This window comes from Lentzea indica, from assembly GCF_012184385.1.
Classification (GTDB): domain Bacteria; phylum Actinomycetota; class Actinomycetes; order Mycobacteriales; family Pseudonocardiaceae; genus Lentzea; species Lentzea indica.
This window is the reverse complement of record NZ_VSRL01000008.1, coordinates 1-18,164: the sequence shown is the minus strand read 5'-3', so window position 1 is coordinate 18,164 and position 18,164 is coordinate 1. Positions and strand designations below refer to the sequence as shown.

The window sequence follows — 18,164 nt, the reverse complement described above, 5'->3', positions numbered from 1 at the left end:
AGCCGAGTCGGTACTGGTCGGTAACACTGCAACGCATGATGGAGTTGGCCTTGCCCGCCGAATTCCGCACGAACGAGTTTCCCCCGGCGTCGCGGGAACAGTGGCGTGAGCTGGTCGACGCCGTCCTCAGCAAGACCGGCGCGAGCTTCGACTCGCTGGTCACGAAGACGTACGACGGCATCGAGCTCCAGCCGCTCTACACCCTCGACGACGCGCTGCCCGCCTATGCCCTCGTGCCGGCGAAGCAGGGCTGGGACGTGCGCCAGCGCCACGCCGTGCCCGATCCCGTCGCGCTGATGAACGACCTGGAGGGCGGCGTCACCTCGCTGTGGCTCGCCATCCCTCCCGACTCGCTCGAACGCGTCCTGGACGGCGTCTACCTCGACCTCGCGCCGATCGTGCTCGACGGTGACGTCGACGCGGCGCGCACGATGCTGCGGATCTACGACCAGTCGCCGCTGCTGGCCGAGCAGGTGCGGGGCAACCTCGCTCTGGTGCCTCACGGCGAAGCCCTCGACGTCATCAAGCAGGCGAACTCGCTGTTCCCCAACTTGCGCACGGTGGTCGTGGACGCACTGCCGTTCCACGACGCGGGCGGATCGGACGCCGAGGAGCTCGGTGCGTCGATCGCGCTGGCCGTGGCGCATCTGCGGGCGCTGACAGGTGCGGGACTCGGTGTCGAGCAGGCTTTCGCGCAGCTGGAGTTCCGCTACGCCGCGACCGCCGACCAGTTCATGACCATCGCGAAGCTGCGGGCAGCGCGCCGGCTGTGGGCGCGCGTGGCCGAGGTGTCCGGTGTGTCCTGTGTGGATGTGCCGCAGCTGCAGCACGCGGTGACGTCGTCCGCGATGATGACCCGCCGCGACCCGTGGGTGAACATGCTGCGCACCACGGTGGCGACTTTGGCCGCTGGTCTTGGTGGCGCCGACTCCGTGACGGTGCAGCCGTTCGACGCGGCCATCGGGCTGCCGGACGAGTTCGCGCGCCGGGTCGCCCGCAACACGCAGAACCTGCTGCTGGAGGAGTCGCACCTCGGTGAGGTGATCGACCCCGCCGCCGGGTCCTGGTACGTCGAGAAGCTCACCGACGACCTCGCCGTGCAGGCCTGGTCGTGGTTCCAGGAGATCGAACGCGCCGGCGGGTTGCCTCAGGCACGCGACCTGGTTGCCTCGCGGATCGCGGAGACCTGGGCCAAGCGGTCGGCACGGCTCGCGGATCGCAGTGATCCGATCACCGGTGTCAGCGAGTTCCCGAACCTCACTGAGAAGCCCGTCATTCGCGACTCCACCGTCGGAATCGATCCCGATTCGCGGGCCCCCTGGGGGGATCCACCCCCCATCCCAAGTGTCTCAGGCAGGTCTGACAGTTTCGGGCTGCCGAGGGTTCGTTATGCACAGGCCTTCGAAGAGCTGCGGGACCTGGCCGACGCCCAGCCTGAACGTCCGCAGGTCTTCCTGGCCACCCTTGGCCCCGTGGCGGCGCACACCGCGCGCGCCACGTTCGCCGCGAACCTCTTCAACGCGGGCGGTTTCGCGACCCCGAACGCAGGGCCGACGAAGACGGCCGAGGACGTGGCGGAAAGGTTCACGGCGTCCGGTGCCAAGGTCGCGGTGCTGTGCGGCAGCGACTCCAGCTACGCCGACCTGGCTGTCCCGGTCGTCGAGGCGTTGCGTGCGGCCGGCGCGGAACGGGTACTCCTGGCCGGGCGCAAGAGCGACGCCAAGGTCGACGGGTACGTCTACACGGGTTGCCCCGCGCTCGAAATCCTGAACAACACCTTCGAGTTCTTGGGAGTAAGGCGATGATCCCCAACTTCGCGGACATCGACCTCGGCCCGCTCCCGTCGGCGAAGTACGAGACCGACCTGCCGGTGTGGGAGACGCCGGAGGGCATCGCGGTCAAGCCGGTCTACGGGCCGTCCGATGTGGACGGTCTGGACTTCCTGGAGACGTACCCCGGCATCGCGCCGTTCCTGCGCGGGCCGTACCCGACGATGTACGTCAACCAGCCGTGGACCGTGCGCCAGTACGCGGGTTTCTCGACGGCAGAAGAGTCGAACGCCTTCTACCGCCGCAACCTCGCGGCCGGTCAGAAGGGGCTCTCCGTGGCGTTCGACCTCGCCACGCACCGCGGCTACGACTCGGACCACCCGCGCGTGGCCGGTGACGTCGGCATGGCGGGCGTCGCGATCGACTCGATCTACGACATGCGCACGCTGTTCCACGGCATCCCGCTGGACAAGATGTCCGTGTCGATGACGATGAACGGCGCTGTGCTGCCGATCCTGGCCCTGTTCGTGGTCGCGGCGGAGGAGCAGGGGGTGAAGCCGGAGCAGCTCATGGGGACCATCCAGAACGACATCCTCAAGGAGTTCATGGTCCGCAACACCTACATCTATCCGCCGCAGCCGTCGATGCGGATCATCTCCGACATCTTCAGCTACACCAGCTCGCACATGCCGAAGTTCAACTCCATCTCGATCTCCGGCTACCACATGCAGGAGGCCGGAGCGACCGCCGACCTGGAGCTGGCCTACACGCTCGCGGACGGCGTCGAATACCTCCGCGCGGGCCAAGAAGCCGGCCTGGGCGTGGACGCTTTCGCGCCGCGACTGTCGTTCTTCTGGGCGGTCGGCATGAACTTCTTCATGGAGATCGCCAAGATGCGGGCCGCGCGCCTGCTGTGGGCGAAGCTGGTCAAGGGCTTCGACCCGAAGTCGCCCAAGTCGCTGAGTCTGCGCACGCACTGCCAGACGTCCGGCTGGTCGCTGACCGCGCAGGACGTGTTCAACAACGTTGCGCGCACGTGCGTCGAGGCGATGGCCGCGACCCAGGGCCACACGCAGTCGTTGCACACGAACGCGCTCGACGAAGCGCTGGCACTGCCGACGGACTTCTCCGCGCGCATCGCCCGCAACACGCAGCTGCTGCTCCAGCAGGAGTCCGGCACGACGCGCGTGATCGACCCGTGGGGAGGCAGCGCGTACGTCGAGAAACTCACGGCCGAGCTCGCCGCCAAGGCGTGGGAGCACATCAGCGAGGTCGAGAAGGCGGGCGGCATGGCCCGCGCGATCGACGAGGGCATCCCCAAGCTGCGCATCGAGGAGGCCGCCGCCCGCACGCAGGCGCGCATCGACTCCGGCCGGCAGCCCGTCATCGGCGTCAACAAGTACCTGGTGGACAACGACGAGAAGATCGAGGTCCTCAAGGTCGACAACGCCGGCGTGCGCACCCAGCAGCTGGAAAAGCTCCGCAGGCTCAGGGAAGAACGCGACCAGTCCGCAGTGGACAGTGCGCTCGACGCGCTCACGAAAGCCGCGTCCGGCGGCGGCAACCTGTTGGAGCTGGCCATCAACGCGGCCCGCGCCAAGGCCACGGTCGGCGAGATCTCCGAGTCGCTCGGCAAGGTGTGGGGCAGGCACTCGGCGCAGATCCGCACCATTTCCGGCGTCTACCGGCAGGAGGTCGGCCAAGTGTCCAACGTGGACGCCTGCCGCGAGGTCGTCGAGGCGTTCGCGCAGGAAGAGGGCCGCCGGCCGCGCATCCTGGTCGCCAAGATGGGCCAGGACGGCCATGACCGCGGTCAGAAGGTGATCGCGACGGCGTTCGCGGACCTCGGCTTCGACGTCGACGTCGGCCCGCTGTTCCAGACGCCGGAGGAGGTCGCGCGCCAGGCCGTCGAGGCCGACGTGCACATCGTTGGCGTGTCCTCGCTCGCCGCAGGCCACCTCACGCTGGTGCCGGCGCTCAGAGAGGAGCTCGCCAAGCTCGGCCGCGAGGACATCATGATCGTCGTCGGTGGCGTGATCCCGCCACAGGACTTCGACGAGCTGTACGCGGCTGGCGCGGCGGCGATCTTCCCGCCCGGCACGGTGATCGCGGACGCGGCCAAGGATTTGCTGGTGAAACTCGCAGATCAACTCGGCCACCATGGCTAGGGTGATCGACGTCGCCGAGCTCACCAAGGGCGTCCTCGACGGCAATCGAGGTGTGCTGGCCAGGGCCATCACGCTGGTCGAGTCGACGCGAGCCGACCACAGGGCCAAGGCGCAGGAGCTGCTGATCGAGCTGTTGCCCAAGTCGGGCAACGCGATCCGGGTCGGCATCACCGGTGTGCCGGGTGTGGGCAAGTCGACGTTCATCGACGCGCTCGGCACCATGCTGACCGACAAGGGCCACCGGGTGGCGGTGCTCGCCGTCGATCCGTCGTCGACCCGCACCGGCGGCAGCATTCTGGGCGACAAGACGCGCATGGCACGGCTTTCGGTGAACCAGGACGCGTTCATCAGGCCGTCTCCGACGAGCGGCACGCTGGGCGGCGTCGCGCAGGCCACGCGCGAGACGATCGTGCTGGTCGAGGCCGCGGGCTTCGACGTGGTGCTGGTCGAGACCGTCGGTGTCGGGCAGTCGGAGGTGGCCGTCGCGAACATGACGGACTGCTCGCTGTTCCTGACCCTGGCGCGCACTGGCGACCAGCTGCAGGGCATCAAGAAGGGCGTTCTGGAGCTCGCGGACGTCATCGCGGTCAACAAGGCCGACGGTGAGCACGAGCTGGACGCCCGCAAGGCCGCTCGTGAGCTGGCCGGCGCGTTGAAGATGCTGCGTCCGCCGGACGCGTTGTGGCACCCGCCGGTGCTCACGTGTTCGGGCCTCACCGGGACCGGTCTCGAAGAGCTCTGGTCCCGAGTGCTGGAACACCGGACCACCTTGACCGACGCAGGAGAGCTGGACGAACGGCGGCGCCGCCAGCAGGTCGAATGGACCTGGATGATGGTCCACGACGAATTGTGGCGGCAGTTGCGCGAGAGCACCGCAGTGCGCGCGTTGGCGCCCTCTCTCGAGGAGAAAGTCCGCTCCGGAGAGCTCACCGCAACGCTTGCCGCCGAGCAGATTCTGAAGGCGTTCCAATCGGACTCTCGGTAGGCGCTTAACTAGTTTGGGTGACCTTCGATCGTGGTATTCGAGGTAGAGTTCAGGCCATGTCGAGGTTGCTGCTGGCCTGCGTGTTCGCGCTGATGGGTGTCTTCGGGATCGCCGGAACGTCGATGGCGGAAGAGACCGCGAACGCCCCTGTCGTAGTGGCCCAGCAGACGACCGTCAACCCGGGTCCGAGCGTGAACGCACCGCAGGAGCCGTCGCCTGAAGTCAGGCAGGAGACCAAGCGCAAGCTGTGGATCGGTGGCATCGCCGTGCTGCTGTTCGTGCTGGTCTACTACCGCAACAAGAAGCGGTGGGCGAAGTGGCGCAAGGAGCGCGCGGCCAAGAAGGGCTGAGGCGTGCGTCCCACATGATGGGACGTAATAGTCAAAATTAAGCGTGCTTGCCGACCATTTGCGTCATCGTTGATCGGTCAGACCGAAACTCGCTCGCCGCTTGGCGCAGCGCTGCGACCGGCCAGCCGGTTGATCATCATCAGCGCACTGCGGTTTACAGGCGGTGATGCAGGATGGTGGCAAATGAGTACCGACTTGAAGATCAGCACACGCTCGACCGTCGAGCGGTACTCCGACGCGCTGCTGGACCTGTCGCACTCGATCCACGCCGAGCCTGAGCTGGCATTCTCCGAACACCGCAGCGTCGAGAAGATCACCTCCCTGCTGGCCCGCGAGGGTTTCAAGATTGATCGCGGTGTGGCCGGCCTCGACACCGCGTTCGTCGCGACGTTCGGCGACGGCGAGTTGGTGCTGGGGCTTTGTGCCGAATACGACGCTTTGCCCGAGGTCGGGCACGCGTGCGGGCACAACGTCATCGCCGCCGCTTCCGTCGGCGCGGCGCTTGCGCTGCGTGACCTCGCCGACCGGCTGGGTATCACCGTGAAGGTGATCGGGACTCCGGCGGAAGAGGTCGGCGGCGGCAAGGTGCTCATGCCGGAACGGGGCGTGTTCGACGACGTCTCGTTCTCGATGATGGTGCACCCGGCGCCGTACGAGTCGTGCGCCGCGAGGTCGCTGGCCATCACCGACCTCGAGGTGCACTACACGGGCAAGCCGTCACACGCGGCCGCCGCCCCGCACCTGGGCATCAACGCCGCGGACGCGGTGACCGTCGCGCAGATCTCGATCAGCCTGCTGCGGCAGCACCTCGAGCCGGGCCAGATGGTGACGGGCATCGTCACCCACGGCGGCACGGTGCCGAACGTAATACCCGCCCACGCATCGGCGATGTTCGATGTGAGGGCGGAGAACTTGGAATCGTTGCAGCGCCTGGAGAACCGGATCCGGAACTGCTTCAGTGCCGGCGCGCTCGCGACCGGCTGCACCCATGAGGTCGTGCAGGTCTCGCCGATCTACGCAGAGCTGACTCCCGACCCGTGGCTCGCGGACGCCTACCGGCGTGCGGCCACTGACCTGGGACGACGGCCGCTCTCGCCAGAGCAGGAACAGCGAGAGAAGATCGGGAGCACCGACATGGGCAACGTCACCAGAGTGTTGCCCGCCATCCATCCGACCATTGCCATCGACTGCGGAGACGCGGTGAACCACCAACAAGAGTTCGCGACCGCTTGTGCCTCGGCGTCGGCCGACCGTGCGCTGCTCGAAGGAGCACTTGCCATGGCCTGGACGACGATCGCGACAGCCACCGATTCCCAGCAGCGCGCACGGCTGCTGGCCCGCGGAGGAGCGGCATGACGGTCCTGGACTCCCGACCTTCGGGCTCCTCAACTGTGAAGACGTCCACCAAGATGCTCGTCGACCCCACCGGGGTGAGCATGTCTCCTGTGGATGATCTCGGAGAGGGCCGCGGCCCCGCGTGGCTCGACGACTGGCTGAAGGCACACGCCTCAGACATCGTCGCCTGGCGCCGCCACATCCACGCCAACCCCGAGCTGTCCCGCCGCGAGTACAGCACCACCGAACTGGTGGCCAAGCTGCTGCGCGAGGTCGGCCTCAAGCCGCGCGTGCTTCCCGGCGGCACCGGCCTGATCTGCGACGTCGGCAACGGCCCTCGCTGCGTGGCTCTTCGCGCGGACATGGACGCCCTGCCGTTGCCGGAGAACACCGACCTGCCGTTCTCGTCCACTGTGGACGGTGTGTCGCACGCGTGCGGTCACGACGCCCACACGACGGTGCTGATCGGCACCGCGCTGGCTCTCGCTTCGGCGACCGAGCTTCCTGGCCGCGTCCGTCTGGTGTTCCAGCCGGCAGAGGAGGTCATGCCGGGTGGTGCGCTCGACGTGCTGGCCGCGGGTGGTCTCGACGGCGTGGAGCGGATCTTCGGCCTGCACTGCGACCCGCGTCTGCAGGTCGGCCGCATCGGCACGCGCATCGGCGCCATCACGTCGGCCTCCGACCTGCTGGAGCTGCGCCTGTCCTCGCCGGGCGGCCACACCTCGCGCCCGCACCTGACGGCGGACCTGGTCCACGCGCTCGGCACGGTCATCACCGGCCTGCCGACGATGCTGTCCCGCCGCGTCGATCCCCGCTCCGGCACCGTCCTGGTGTGGGGCGCGGTTCACGCGGGTGAGGCGCCCAACGCGGTGCCGCAGGACGGACTGCTGCGCGGCACGCTGCGCACCGGCGACCGCGACATCTGGGCCGAGCTGGAGCCGCTGGTCAAGGACCTGGTCACGGGCCTGCTGGCCCCGACGGGCGTCGGCTTCGACCTGCACCACCGCCGCGGCGTGCCGCCGGTGGTGAACGAGCGCGAGTCCACCCAGATCCTGCGCGCCGGCATCGAGGCCGCACTGGGCGACGACGCACTTGCAGGCACCGAGCAGTCGTCCGGTGGCGAGGACTTCGGCTGGTACCTGGAGCACGTGCCCGGCTCGTTCGCGCGCCTCGGCGTGTGGAACGGCCAGGAAAAGCAGCGCGACCTGCACCAGCCGACGTTCGACCTGGACGAGCGTGCGCTGCTCGTGGGTGTCCGTGTCATGGTGCACACCGCGCTGGCCGCCCTCGCCTAGTCGCTTAGAAGAGAACCCTCTCGGTTCGTGCTGTGTTGTGGCGCGTGCGGAACGAATGCGCACGCGCCACAGCGCTGTCCGGGTTCTTCTTGTCCGCGACGTAGTGCCAGTCCATCCGGACCTCGTCCTTCGTGACCTTGAGCGTCGAGACGCCGTGCGAGTCCAGCTCCACGAACCGCACGTGCGGGTTGAGCACCTGGATCTGTGCTTCGAGCTGCAACGATCCGGTCCGCGGCGGCACCTTCAGCAGCTCGTCGAAGTTGTCCGAGGTCAGCGACGTGACGACGTACTCGGTCGCCGCCGAGTTGTCGTTCAGCGGCACGTCGCACGCCCACGAGCTGTGGATGTCACCGGTGAGGAACACGGTGTTCTTCCTGTCGCCCAACGACCTCAGCACCAGCTCCCGGTCGATGGGAAACCCGTCCCACTGGTCGGGGTTCGACGGCGGGAAGCCCGGCAGCGGCGGGATCTTGAACGGGCTGATCATCACCGAGTTGCCGACGAGCTGCCAGCGCGCACGGTCGGTCGTGAGGGTCTTGATCAGCCAGGCGCGCTGGGCGGCACCGAGGATCGTGGTGTCGGTGCGGTAGGAGCGCAGGTCCAGCATGGTCACGGTGGCGAGGTCGCCGAAGCGGAACGTCCGGTCGAGTTTGCCCTCCCGGACAGGCATCCACTCGTGGTAGGCCTGCGTCGCGGCGGCCATGCGCGCGGCCCACGGGCCTTCGGTGGCGGGATCGTGCTGCGGCGAACCGATGCTCGACGAGTTGTCAGCCGACTCGTGATCGTCCCAGGTCGCGATCATGGGATGGGCCGCGTGCAGTGCTTGGACGTGCCGATCGGTCTTGTACTGCGCGTGCCGGCGCCGATAGTCGTCGAGCGTGACGCACCTGTGCGGCGGGTCGGGCGCTCGGAAGTCGGCGTTGAAGTACTCGTAGATGTAGTCGCCGAGATGGATCACGGCGTCGAGGTCCTGCTGGCGAGCGAGGTGGCCGTAGCCGGCGAAGTGCCCAGCCATCCAGTTCGAACACGACACGACGCCGAAGTTCAGCTCGGACACGCACCCGGCGGTCTTGGTCCGGCCGACCGGCGACAGGACGTCGCCGACGCGGAACCGGTACCAGTACCTGGTGTCCGGCCGCAGGCCGTGGACCTCCACCTTCACCGTGTGGTCCCGCGCAGGAGAAGTTCGGGTGGTGCCGCGCTTCACGACCCGGTGGAAGTCCTCGTCGCGAGCGATCTCCCACCGGATCGGCTCGGACGTGACCACACGAGTCCACAGCAGCACACCGTCCGGTAACGGGTCACCTGACGCGACGCCGTGCTCGAAGGACGTGGTGGCGGCATGGGCGGTACCGGTCGAGATCGCACCGGCCGCGGCCGCGCCGATCAGGAAAGTTCTTCTGTCGACCCCAGTCATGCCTCCAGCATGCCCAAAAGATCAGCTCACCGGTTCCGTCAGTTGCGCACGAGCTTCCGGAGCGGCGGCACGAACGGCGTCGGCTGCCTGGTCGTCCGGTTGGGCCTGCGACGCGCGTTCGGCCTCGACGCGGGCGCAGTAGACCTCGACCTCGCGTTTGATCGCGTCCTCGTCCCAGCCGAGGACCAGCGCGACGAGCCGTGCCACCGCCTCCGCCGAGTCGACGCCGCGGTGGGCGTACTCGATGGAGATGCGGGTGCGCCGCGTCAGCACGTCCTCCAGGTGCATCGCTCCCTCGTGCGAGGCCGCGTACACCGCCTCGACCTGCAGGTAGTCGGGGGAGGCCGGAATCGGCTTGAGCAGCTCGGAGTTGTCGGCGGCCAGCGACAGCACCTCGTGCACCAGGGAGCCGTAGCGGTCCAGCAGGTGCCGCACGCGGTACGGGTGCAGCCCGTGCTTGGCCGCCAGCTGGTCGGCCTGGTTCACCAGCGCGTGGTAGCCGTCGGCACCGACCAGCGGCACCTTGTCCGTGATGGACGGCTGGATGCGTCCCGGCAGGTCCACGTGCGCCGCGTCGACGGCGTCCGCGCCCATCACCCGGTACGTCGTGTACTTGCCGCCCGCGATCGCCACCAGTCCGGGAGCGACCCGTGCCACCGCGTGCTCACGCGAAAGCTTTGACGTCGAATCGGATTCGCCGGCCAGCAGCGGCCGCAGTCCCGCGTAGACGCCCTCGATGTCGTCGTGCGTCAACGGCGTCGCGAGCACCGAGTTGACGTGTTCGAGGATGTAGTCGATGTCGTGCTTGGTCGCCGCGGGGTGCGCCAGGTCGAGGTTCCAGTCGGTGTCCGTGGTGCCGACGATCCAGTGGTTGCGCCACGGGATCACGAACAGCACCGACTTCTCGGTGCGCAGGATCATCCCGGACTCGGCGACGATCCGGTCGCGCGGCACGACGATGTGCACGCCCTTCGACGCCCGCACCCGGAACCGTCCGCGCGAGCCGGAGAGCCGCTGCAGCTCGTCCGTCCACACGCCGGTCGCGTTGATCACCGCGTGCGCCCGCACGTCGACCTCGCGACCGTCTTCGACGTCACGCACGCGCACACCGGAGACGCGGTCGGCCTCGCGCAGGAACCCGACCACCTGGGTCGACGTGCGCACCACGGCGCCGTAGTGGGCGGCGGTGCGGCCGACCATCATCGTGTGCCTGGCGTCGTCGGCCTGGGCGTCGTAGTAACGGATGCCGCCGATCAACGCGTCGCGCTTCAAAGCGGGGACCAGCCGGAGCGCACCTGCTCGGGTGAGATGTTTCTGCCCCGGCACGGACCGGGCGCCGCCCATCGTGTCGTAGAGGAACAGACCGGCCGCTGTGTACGGCCGCTCCCACATGCGGTTGGTGAGCGGGTAGAGGAAGCTGACCGGCTTCACGAGATGCGGTGCGATGCGCGTCAGCATCAGCTCGCGCTCGCGCAGTGCTTCGCGGACCAGGCCGAACTCCAGCTGTTCCAGGTAGCGAAGGCCGCCGTGGAAGAGCTTGGAGGACCGGCTGGACGTGCCGGAGGCGAGGTCACGGGCCTCGACGAGCGCCACCCGCAGGCCGCGCGTGGCCGCGTCCAGTGCCGCACCGACACCGACGACACCACCGCCGATCACGACGACGTCGAACGTCTCCGCCTCCAGCCGTTGCCACGACTCCTCGCGCTCCGCAGGCCCGAGTCTGCCGGTGATCGGAGGTGCTACATGGGTTTGCGGTGGTGCAGCTGCGTTCTTGCGCGTGGCCACGACAGACGCCTCCCTGTGACGGCTTCGCCTCACGCTACCTTCAGCCACCCCTTCCCGCCCATGGGCGGGAAGTCCGCAACCTTATGGCCCAAAAATGGCCTGACCGCACGTACTTGGCGTAGACAACTGATCAGCACGGTAATAGCGTCCGAGCACGTTGTGGGCGGGCGGCGCGGCCTGACCTCCGGGTTTTGCGCTCCCTCCTTGCCGCGAACAAGAGAGGGTCGACGATGAGTGCAGGCTCGATCTTCGTTTGGGAGACGCTGGGGACCGCGGTCCTCATCCTCCTGGGCACCGGTGTCGTCGCGAACCAGGTGCTCAAGAACACGCTCGGCAACAGCACCGGGTTCCTGTTCGTCAACGTCGGCTGGGCCTTCGCCGTCTTCACCGGTGCGAGCATCGCGGACCCCAGCGGTGCGCACCTCAACCCCGCCGTGACCCTCGGTCTCGCCATCGCGGACAAGACGCCGTGGGGCGATGTTCCCGTCTACATCCTCGGACAGATGGTCGGCGCGATCATCGGTGCGATGCTGTGCTGGGCGACGTACAAGCTCCAGTTCGACACCCACGACCAGCCGCAGAACACGCTCGGCATCTTCTCCACCGGCCCGACCGTCCCGAACAAGCCGTGGAACCTCGTCTCCGAGATCATCGGCACGTTCGTGCTCGTCGCATGGATCCTGCTGTCCCCGACCGTGAAGGTCGCCGACGGAGGGGTTCCGACGTTCGGCAACTCGGCGCTCGGCTACGCGGGTGTCGCGTTCGTCGTGCTGGTGATCGGTACGTCGCTCGGTGGCCCGACGGGCTACGCCATCAACCCGGCGCGCGACCTCGGTCCGCGCATCGCCTATGCGTTCCTCATGCCGATCCACAACAAGGGCAACGCGAACTGGGGTTACTCGTGGGTCCCTGTCCTGGGCCCGCTCGTGGGTGGCGCGCTCGCCGCGTTGCTCTACCTGGTTCTCCCGGTCTGAAAGGACTTCTCGCATGACCCAGTACGTGGCCGCGATCGACCAGGGCACCACGTCGACGCGTTGCATGATCTTCGACCACTCTGGTCGGGTGGTGTCGTCGACCAGAAGGAGCACGAGCAGATCTTCCCGAAGGCGGGCTGGGTCGAGCACGACCCGATGGAGGTCTGGCAGAACACCCGCCAGGTCGCCGCGGGCGCGCTCGCGAAGGCCGATCTGTCCACTTCGGACATCGCAGCCGTCGGCATCACCAACCAGCGCGAGACCGCGGTGGTGTGGGACAAGAACACCGGCGCACCCGTCTACAACGCCATCGTGTGGCAGGACACGCGCACCGACAAGATCGTGCAGGAGCTGGGCGCGCTCGGCGGCGGGCAGGAGCGCTACCGGCCCAAGGTCGGCCTGCCGCTCGCGACCTACTTCTCCGGGCCCAAGGTCCGCTGGATCCTCGACAACGTCGAGGGTGCGCGGGAACGCGCTGAGGCCGGTGACCTGCTGTTTGGCAACATGGACACGTGGGTGCTGTGGAACATGACGGGCGGCACCGACGGCGGCGTGCACGTCACCGACCCGACCAACGCGTCGCGCACCATGCTCATGGACCTCGACACGCTGCAGTGGGACTCGTCGATCGCCGCCGACATGGGCATCCCGATGTCGATGCTGCCGGAGATCCGGTCGTCGTCCGAGGTCTACGGCCAGGTGCGCGAGCGCGGGGCGCTGGCGGGCGTGCCGATCGCCGGCATCCTCGGCGACCAGCAGGCGGCGACGTTCGGCCAGGCCTGCCTGTCGCCCGGTGAAGCCAAGAACACCTACGGCACCGGCAACTTCATGCTGCTCAACACCGGCACCGAGAAGGTGATGAGCGAGAACGGGTTGCTCACCACCGTCTGCTACAAGATCGGCGAGGCCGCCCCGGTCTACGCGCTGGAGGGCTCGATCGCGGTCACCGGCTCGCTGGTGCAGTGGCTGCGCGACAACCTCGGCATGATCAGCAGCGCGGCCGAGATCGAGGAGCACGCGCGTTCCGTCGAGGACAACGGCGGCGCGTACTTCGTGCCCGCGTTCTCCGGCCTGTTCGCGCCGTACTGGCGTTCCGACGCCCGTGGCGCGATCGTCGGCCTGACCCGGTTCGTCAACAAGGGCCACCTCGCACGGGCCGTCCTGGAGGCGACGGCCTTCCAGACCCGTGAGGTGCTCGACGCGATGAACGCCGACTCGGGCGTCGACCTGACGGCGCTGAAGGTCGACGGCGGCATGGTCGTGAACGAGCTGCTGATGCAGTTCCAGGCGGACATCCTCGGCGTGCCGGTGATCAGGCCGGTGGTGGCCGAGACGACCGCGCTCGGTGCGGCCTACGCGGCCGGTCTCGCGGTCGGGTTCTGGAAGACCGAGGACGACATCCGCGAGAACTGGGCGATGGACAAGCAGTGGGAGCCGCAGATGGACGACGCCCGCCGCACGTCCGAGTACGCGAACTGGAAGAAGGCAGTCACAAAGACCTTCGACTGGGTCGAGGACTGAGTTTGATGGCCGCTGCTCCGCAGACGGCGGCGAGTTCGCCTTTGAGTCGGTCTCCGGCCGACTCGCTCGCACCGAAATGGGCTCCGCCGATTTCGGTGCGAGCGGGTGACCGGACGACCGACGCGAACTCGCGGTTATTGGGCAGGGGTTGCGTGCACGATCACGTTGTCGCGAGTGCCGCACGTGATCAGGCGCAGCCCCTGCTCGTCCGCGTCTCTGGCGACCGCCTCCGCGAAGAAGTCGTCGCGGATGATCCTCTCCGTGCGCGCCACGGTGAAACGGGCGACCGAACCGTCCTTCTTGGACACTTCGAGGACGTCACCCTGCTGCAGGTCGTTCAGCCGGTAGAAGACGCCTCTGGCCTTGTTGCTCTCGATCCGCCCGACGATGATCCACTGCTGGGGATGCGTTTGGTGCCAACCGGCCTGCATGCCTTCGTTGACCGGCGGCATCTGGACCACGCCCTGCGGGTCGAGGCCGAGCGCGACCAACGACGACCGCACGCCGATGCGGTCGATCCGCAGTTCCATCGGATCGGAGTTGCCCAGCGGTGAGACCACCGGCGGCGGTGCGCTGTCGCTCGTCACCGCCGACGGCTTCGGCGCCGGCCCCTGCGAACAGGCTGTGGCCAGCGCCACGCTCAGCACCGCGATCAAGACACGAGTCCCCACGGGTTCATTGACGCACATCCGGTGGGTTAGTTGCTCGTCCAATCAAGACGGGGCCGAACCGTGATCATCGGTCAGGTCAGCCGTGCGTAGACGATGATGTTGTCCCGGTAGCTGCGGGCGGCCTCGTCGAAGCTTCCGCCGCAGGTGATGAGGCGGAGCTCCGGCTCGGCGGTGTCGCCGTAGACGGCTTCGGTGGGGAAGCTGTCCTTGGCGATCTGCTCGGTCCTGGTCACGCGGAACCGGGCCGTGGTGCCGTCCTTCCTGGACACCTCGACCTCGTCGCCAGCGGCGAGTTCCTTGAGCCGGAAGAAGATGCCCGGCTGCCTGTTGCCGTCGACGTGACCCAGCAGAACGGCGGGGCCAGCCTCACCCGGCGTGCGGGCGAGGCGGTACCAGCCGGCCTGCATCGGCTGCTCGACCGGCGGCACCTCGATCGTCTCGTCCGGGTTCAGCCCGAGCGGGACGAGCGACGACTTCGCGCCGATCTTCGGGATGCGCACCTCGGTCGGTTCCGACGGCGGCATGCCCGTGGCGGCAGTGGTGTCCGAAGTGGACACCACAGTCGAGGTGGACGGTGCCGGTCCGGTGGGCATGACGAGCTCGGGTGACGCGGCGCAGCCGGTCAGCAGCGCCAGCGTCACCAGTCCCGCGAAGATCGTCTTCGGTGTCACGCGGTACCGCCACCGCCGGTGTTCGCCGCACCCTTCGGCTTGACGATGGGCGGCTTGGGTTTGCCGGGCGGTGGTGTCGTGGTGGAAGGGGCCTTGATCGTGAACTGCTGAGTGGTGGGCGCCGCGCCGTTCGAGCAGCGGAAGGTGGCGGTGTAGGTACCCGGCGTCGTGATCACCGTGGTGCTGCCCTGGAAAGTGCTCGGAGGCACGATGCTCAGATAGATCGGCTTGGTGAAGCCGGGCGAGGTGACGGGCTCGGGAAGACAGGTCATCTTGTTGGTCGAGGCGGTGACCGTTCCGCCCGGCTCGACCTCCAGCGGCCCGAAGCCCCAGCTGGGCTGTGGCCGGTTCACCACCGAGAACTGGGCCGTGTAGGACTTGCCGTCGCACTCCGCCGTTGCCACGTAGTCACCGGCCTTCTCGACCACGTTCGTGAAGCCGTTCATCGCGTTCTCCCCGCGCCGCTCCAGCTTTGCGGGCGCCTGGAAGCCGGGTGACGTGGCGACGGTCGGCGTCTTGCAGCCGTCCAGCGACACCATCACCCCAGCGCCGGCCGTCGGCGAAAATGGTGCGACCACGAGCTTGAGATCGGTCTGTGCCTGTGCGGTGACCGGGACGACCGCGAGCAGGCCGAGCGCGGTCAGCAGTGCGATGGATCTTCTGGTTCCTCCCATGACATCCTCCCCAGTGTCAGCGTTTTCTCACCACACGCTCGAGCACTGGGAAAGGTTGCCCCGGTCAGTCCAGGTCGTCGTGCCGCATCAGCTGACGACCCGCCTCGGTGATCGAACCCGACAGCGACGGGTAGACGGAGAAGGTCGTGGCGAGGTGCTCGACGGTGAGCTGGTTCTGCACGGCCAGCGCGATCGGCAGGATGAGCTCGCTCGCGTTCGGAGCGACGACGACACCGCCGATGACCACGCCCGTCGCCGGGCGGCAGAACAGCTTCACGAAGCCGCGGCGCAGACCCTCCATCTTGGCGCGGGGGTTCGTGGCGAGCGGCAGCATGATCGTGCGCGCGGGCACCTCGCCCGAGTCGATCGCCTGCTGGCTGATGCCGACGCTCGCGATCTCGGGGTTGGTGAAGACGTTCGCGGCGACGGTCTTGAGCTTGATCGGGCTGACACCCTCGCCCAGCGCGTGCCACATCGCGATGCGGCCCTGCATGGCGGCCACGGACGCGAGCAGCAGCACACCGGTGCAGTCGCCGGCCGCGTAGACGCCGCTGACGTTGGTTCGGCTGACCCGGTCGACGGGGATGTACCCGCCGCGGCCGAGCTCGATGCCGATCTTGTCCAGGCCGATGTCGTTCGTGTTCGGCACGGAGCCGACGGTCATCAGCGCGTGGGATGCCTCGATCGTGCGACCGTCTTCCAGGTGGATCAGCACACCGTCGCCGGTGTTCTCGACCCGGTCAGCGCGGGCGTGCTTGACGACGGCCGTGCCGCGCTCGGCGAACACGTCTTCCAGCACCGCGGCCGCGTCGGCGTCCTCGTGAGGGAGCACCCGGTCCCGGCTGGAGACCATCGTCACCTTCACGCCCATCTCGGTGTAGGCGCTGGCGAACTCGACACCGGTCACACCGGAGCCGATGACCGCGAGGTGCTCTGGCAGTTCTGGCAGGTCGTAGATCTGCCGCCAGGTGAGGACCCGCTTGCCGTCCGGCTCAGCGCCCTGCAGGACACGCGGCGTGGCGCCCGTTGCGATGAGCACCACATCGGCGTTGAGGATCTCCTCCCCGCCGTCCGCGCTGATCGCGAACGACCTGGTGCTGCGCGAGCCCCCTGGTGTCGTCCGCGAACTTCGCGCGTCCGTTGATCAGCCGCACGCCTTCGCGCTGCAGCCGCGCCCGCACGTCCGCGGACTGCGCCAGTGCGAGGCCCTTCACCCGTCCGTGGACGACCGGGAGGTCGACGGCCGCCAGGTCGTTGTTGGTCTGAATGCCCAGCTCACCGGCGTTGCGGAAGGCGCTGCGAGCCCCCGCCGACGCGATGAAGGTCTTCGACGGCACGCAGTCGTACAACACGCACGCGCCACCGGCTCCGTCGTTCTCCACCACGGTCACGTCGGCGCCGTGCTGCGCCGCGACCAGGGCTGCCTCGTAACCTGCGGGTCCGCCGCCCATGATGACGATGCGGGTCACGATCAGTTCCCTTCTGCGCGCTTGCTGGCCGGCACAACCGTACGCGTTGGCCGAATCGAGCGTGTCGTCAGTACCGAAAGCTGATCGTTGGGTCGCTACGCTGTCGGACGTGCCGCTCTATGCCGCGTACGGGTCGAACATGGATCCGAACCAGATGATGGAGCGAGCCCCGTACTCCCCGCTCGCGGGGACCGGCTGGCTCGTCGGTTGGCGTCTGACGTTCGGTGGCGAGGACCTCGGCTGGGAGGGCGCGCTCGCCACCATCGTCGAGGAGCCAGACCAGCAGACGTTCTGCGTGCTCTACGACGTGTCGCCACGTGACGAGTCGCGGCTCGACCGGTGGGAGGGCGCGCTCGGCCTCTACAAGAAGATCCGGTTGCGCGTGCAGACCCTCGAAGGGTCCGTGGTCGCCTGGCTCTACGTGCTGGACGCCTACGAGGGCGGGCTGCCGTCCGCGCGGTACATCGGGGTGGTCGCCGACGCGGCCGAGGCCGCCGGTGCGCCCGACGACTACGTGAACGACCTGCGGACCAGGCCCTGCCAGGGCATCGGCCCCTGATCGCTCCAGGGCCACTGAGCCCGGGCGGTCAGGAACCGGCGGCTTCCGCCAGCAGCTCCACCAGGTGGTGGTGCAGTCGCCGGTAGTCGACAGGGGCGATGGTCGACCAGGGCGGCTGTCCCTCGGTGGCCGCCGCATCTGCAGGTAGCGGCCCTTCGGCGTGTCGTAGAACGCGACCACCCGGTCCGGCCGGACGCGCTTGCCCCACTTGTCCCTGGCCGCGGCACCGAACTGACCGCGGTTCGACACGTCGCGGACCATCTCGGCCAGCGTGCGGGCGTCGTCGGCCCGCAGGCGGCCGCGCAGCGACTCCTCCAGCTCCTCGGGGGAGGCTGCTGAGGCGGCTGCTGCGTCCAGGTCCGCGGAGGGCAGGGTGATCGAGTGACCCTCGCCCGCCGGAACCGTGGGGAGGGCGGTCAGGGCGAAACCGAATGGGCATCGGTCATCGCCCGCATGCGACGCGAGGGCAACACACTCTCCGCCACACTGCGCTCCGCCTGGGAGGGCGGCAACCTGTCCAC

At 68.3% G+C, this 18,164-nt stretch carries 13 protein-coding genes and 3 pseudogenes; 9 read left to right on the top strand and 7 right to left on the bottom strand.

Annotated features, from left to right (window positions below; all coding sequences use genetic code 11):
* Window positions 1-35: 35 nt before the first annotated feature.
* From FXN61_RS03865 to FXN61_RS03840, 6 genes are all read left to right on the top strand, one after another.
* Window positions 36-1,805, top strand: coding sequence for a methylmalonyl-CoA mutase family protein (locus tag FXN61_RS03865; RefSeq protein ID WP_167970291.1), 1,770 nt, complete (start codon window positions 36-38; stop codon window positions 1,803-1,805).
* A complete protein-coding gene (scpA, locus tag FXN61_RS03860) occupies window positions 1,802-3,937 on the top strand; it encodes a methylmalonyl-CoA mutase (protein ID WP_167970289.1) in 2,136 nt (711 codons plus the stop codon). The genes FXN61_RS03865 and scpA overlap by 4 nt, the downstream gene beginning before the upstream one ends.
* Complete coding sequence (meaB, locus tag FXN61_RS03855; protein ID WP_167970287.1) at window positions 3,930-4,922, top strand: methylmalonyl Co-A mutase-associated GTPase MeaB; 993 nt, start codon at window positions 3,930-3,932, stop codon at window positions 4,920-4,922. Before scpA ends, meaB begins: the two co-directional genes overlap by 8 nt.
* 56 nt (window positions 4,923-4,978) lie before the next feature.
* The gene (locus FXN61_RS03850) at window positions 4,979-5,272 is read left to right on the top strand and encodes a hypothetical protein (RefSeq protein WP_167970285.1); all 294 of its coding nucleotides are present in this window, start codon (window positions 4,979-4,981) and stop codon (window positions 5,270-5,272) included.
* Window positions 5,273-5,455: 183 nt separating this feature from the next.
* A complete protein-coding gene (locus FXN61_RS03845; RefSeq protein ID WP_167970283.1) occupies window positions 5,456-6,628 on the top strand; it encodes a M20 family metallopeptidase in 1,173 nt (390 codons plus the stop codon).
* Window positions 6,625-7,902, top strand: a complete 1,278-nt coding sequence (locus tag FXN61_RS03840) for a M20 family metallopeptidase (RefSeq protein ID WP_167970281.1) — start codon at window positions 6,625-6,627, stop codon at window positions 7,900-7,902. The genes FXN61_RS03845 and FXN61_RS03840 overlap by 4 nt, the downstream gene beginning before the upstream one ends.
* 4 nt (window positions 7,903-7,906) lie before the next feature.
* Here the strand turns inward: FXN61_RS03840 and FXN61_RS03835 are convergent, their stop codons facing one another.
* Window positions 7,907-9,319, bottom strand: coding sequence for an alkaline phosphatase D family protein (locus FXN61_RS03835; RefSeq protein WP_167970279.1), 1,413 nt, complete (start codon window positions 9,317-9,319; stop codon window positions 7,907-7,909).
* 21 nt (window positions 9,320-9,340) lie between these two features.
* On the bottom strand, window positions 9,341-11,050 hold the full coding sequence (gene glpD / locus FXN61_RS03830; protein WP_167970408.1) for a glycerol-3-phosphate dehydrogenase: 1,710 nt from the start codon (window positions 11,048-11,050) through the stop codon (window positions 9,341-9,343).
* A 284-nt stretch (window positions 11,051-11,334) separates the two neighbouring features.
* Here glpD and FXN61_RS03825 point away from each other — a divergent pair, with 284 nt between their 5' ends.
* Both FXN61_RS03825 and glpK read left to right on the top strand, forming a co-directional pair.
* Window positions 11,335-12,078, top strand: coding sequence for an MIP/aquaporin family protein (locus tag FXN61_RS03825; RefSeq protein ID WP_167970277.1), 744 nt, complete (start codon window positions 11,335-11,337; stop codon window positions 12,076-12,078).
* A 13-nt stretch (window positions 12,079-12,091) separates the two neighbouring features.
* Window positions 12,092-13,599: pseudogene (gene glpK, locus FXN61_RS03820) on the top strand (glycerol kinase GlpK).
* Between the two features lie 134 nt (window positions 13,600-13,733).
* Here glpK and FXN61_RS55060 read toward each other — a convergent pair.
* From FXN61_RS55060 to FXN61_RS03800, 4 genes and pseudogenes are all read right to left on the bottom strand, one after another.
* On the bottom strand, window positions 13,734-14,270 hold the full coding sequence (locus FXN61_RS55060) for a sortase domain-containing protein (protein ID WP_167970275.1): 537 nt from the start codon (window positions 14,268-14,270) through the stop codon (window positions 13,734-13,736).
* 71 nt (window positions 14,271-14,341) lie between these two features.
* Window positions 14,342-14,941, bottom strand: a complete 600-nt coding sequence (locus FXN61_RS03810) for a class F sortase (protein WP_312877533.1) — start codon at window positions 14,939-14,941, stop codon at window positions 14,342-14,344.
* A complete protein-coding gene (locus tag FXN61_RS03805; RefSeq protein ID WP_167970273.1) occupies window positions 14,938-15,615 on the bottom strand; it encodes a hypothetical protein in 678 nt (225 codons plus the stop codon). Before FXN61_RS03805 ends, FXN61_RS03810 begins: the two co-directional genes overlap by 4 nt.
* A gap of 64 nt (window positions 15,616-15,679) precedes the next feature.
* A pseudogene (locus FXN61_RS03800) lies at window positions 15,680-17,084 on the bottom strand (NAD(P)H-quinone dehydrogenase).
* A gap of 109 nt (window positions 17,085-17,193) precedes the next feature.
* Here FXN61_RS03800 and FXN61_RS03795 point away from each other — a divergent pair.
* A complete protein-coding gene (locus tag FXN61_RS03795; protein WP_045317832.1) occupies window positions 17,194-17,643 on the top strand; it encodes a gamma-glutamylcyclotransferase family protein in 450 nt (149 codons plus the stop codon).
* 168 nt (window positions 17,644-17,811) lie between these two features.
* Here the strand turns inward: FXN61_RS03795 and FXN61_RS51485 are convergent.
* Window positions 17,812-18,015, bottom strand: a pseudogene (locus FXN61_RS51485) (ESX secretion-associated protein EspG); the annotation flags it as partial.
* Window positions 18,016-18,164: the final 149 nt, after the last annotated feature.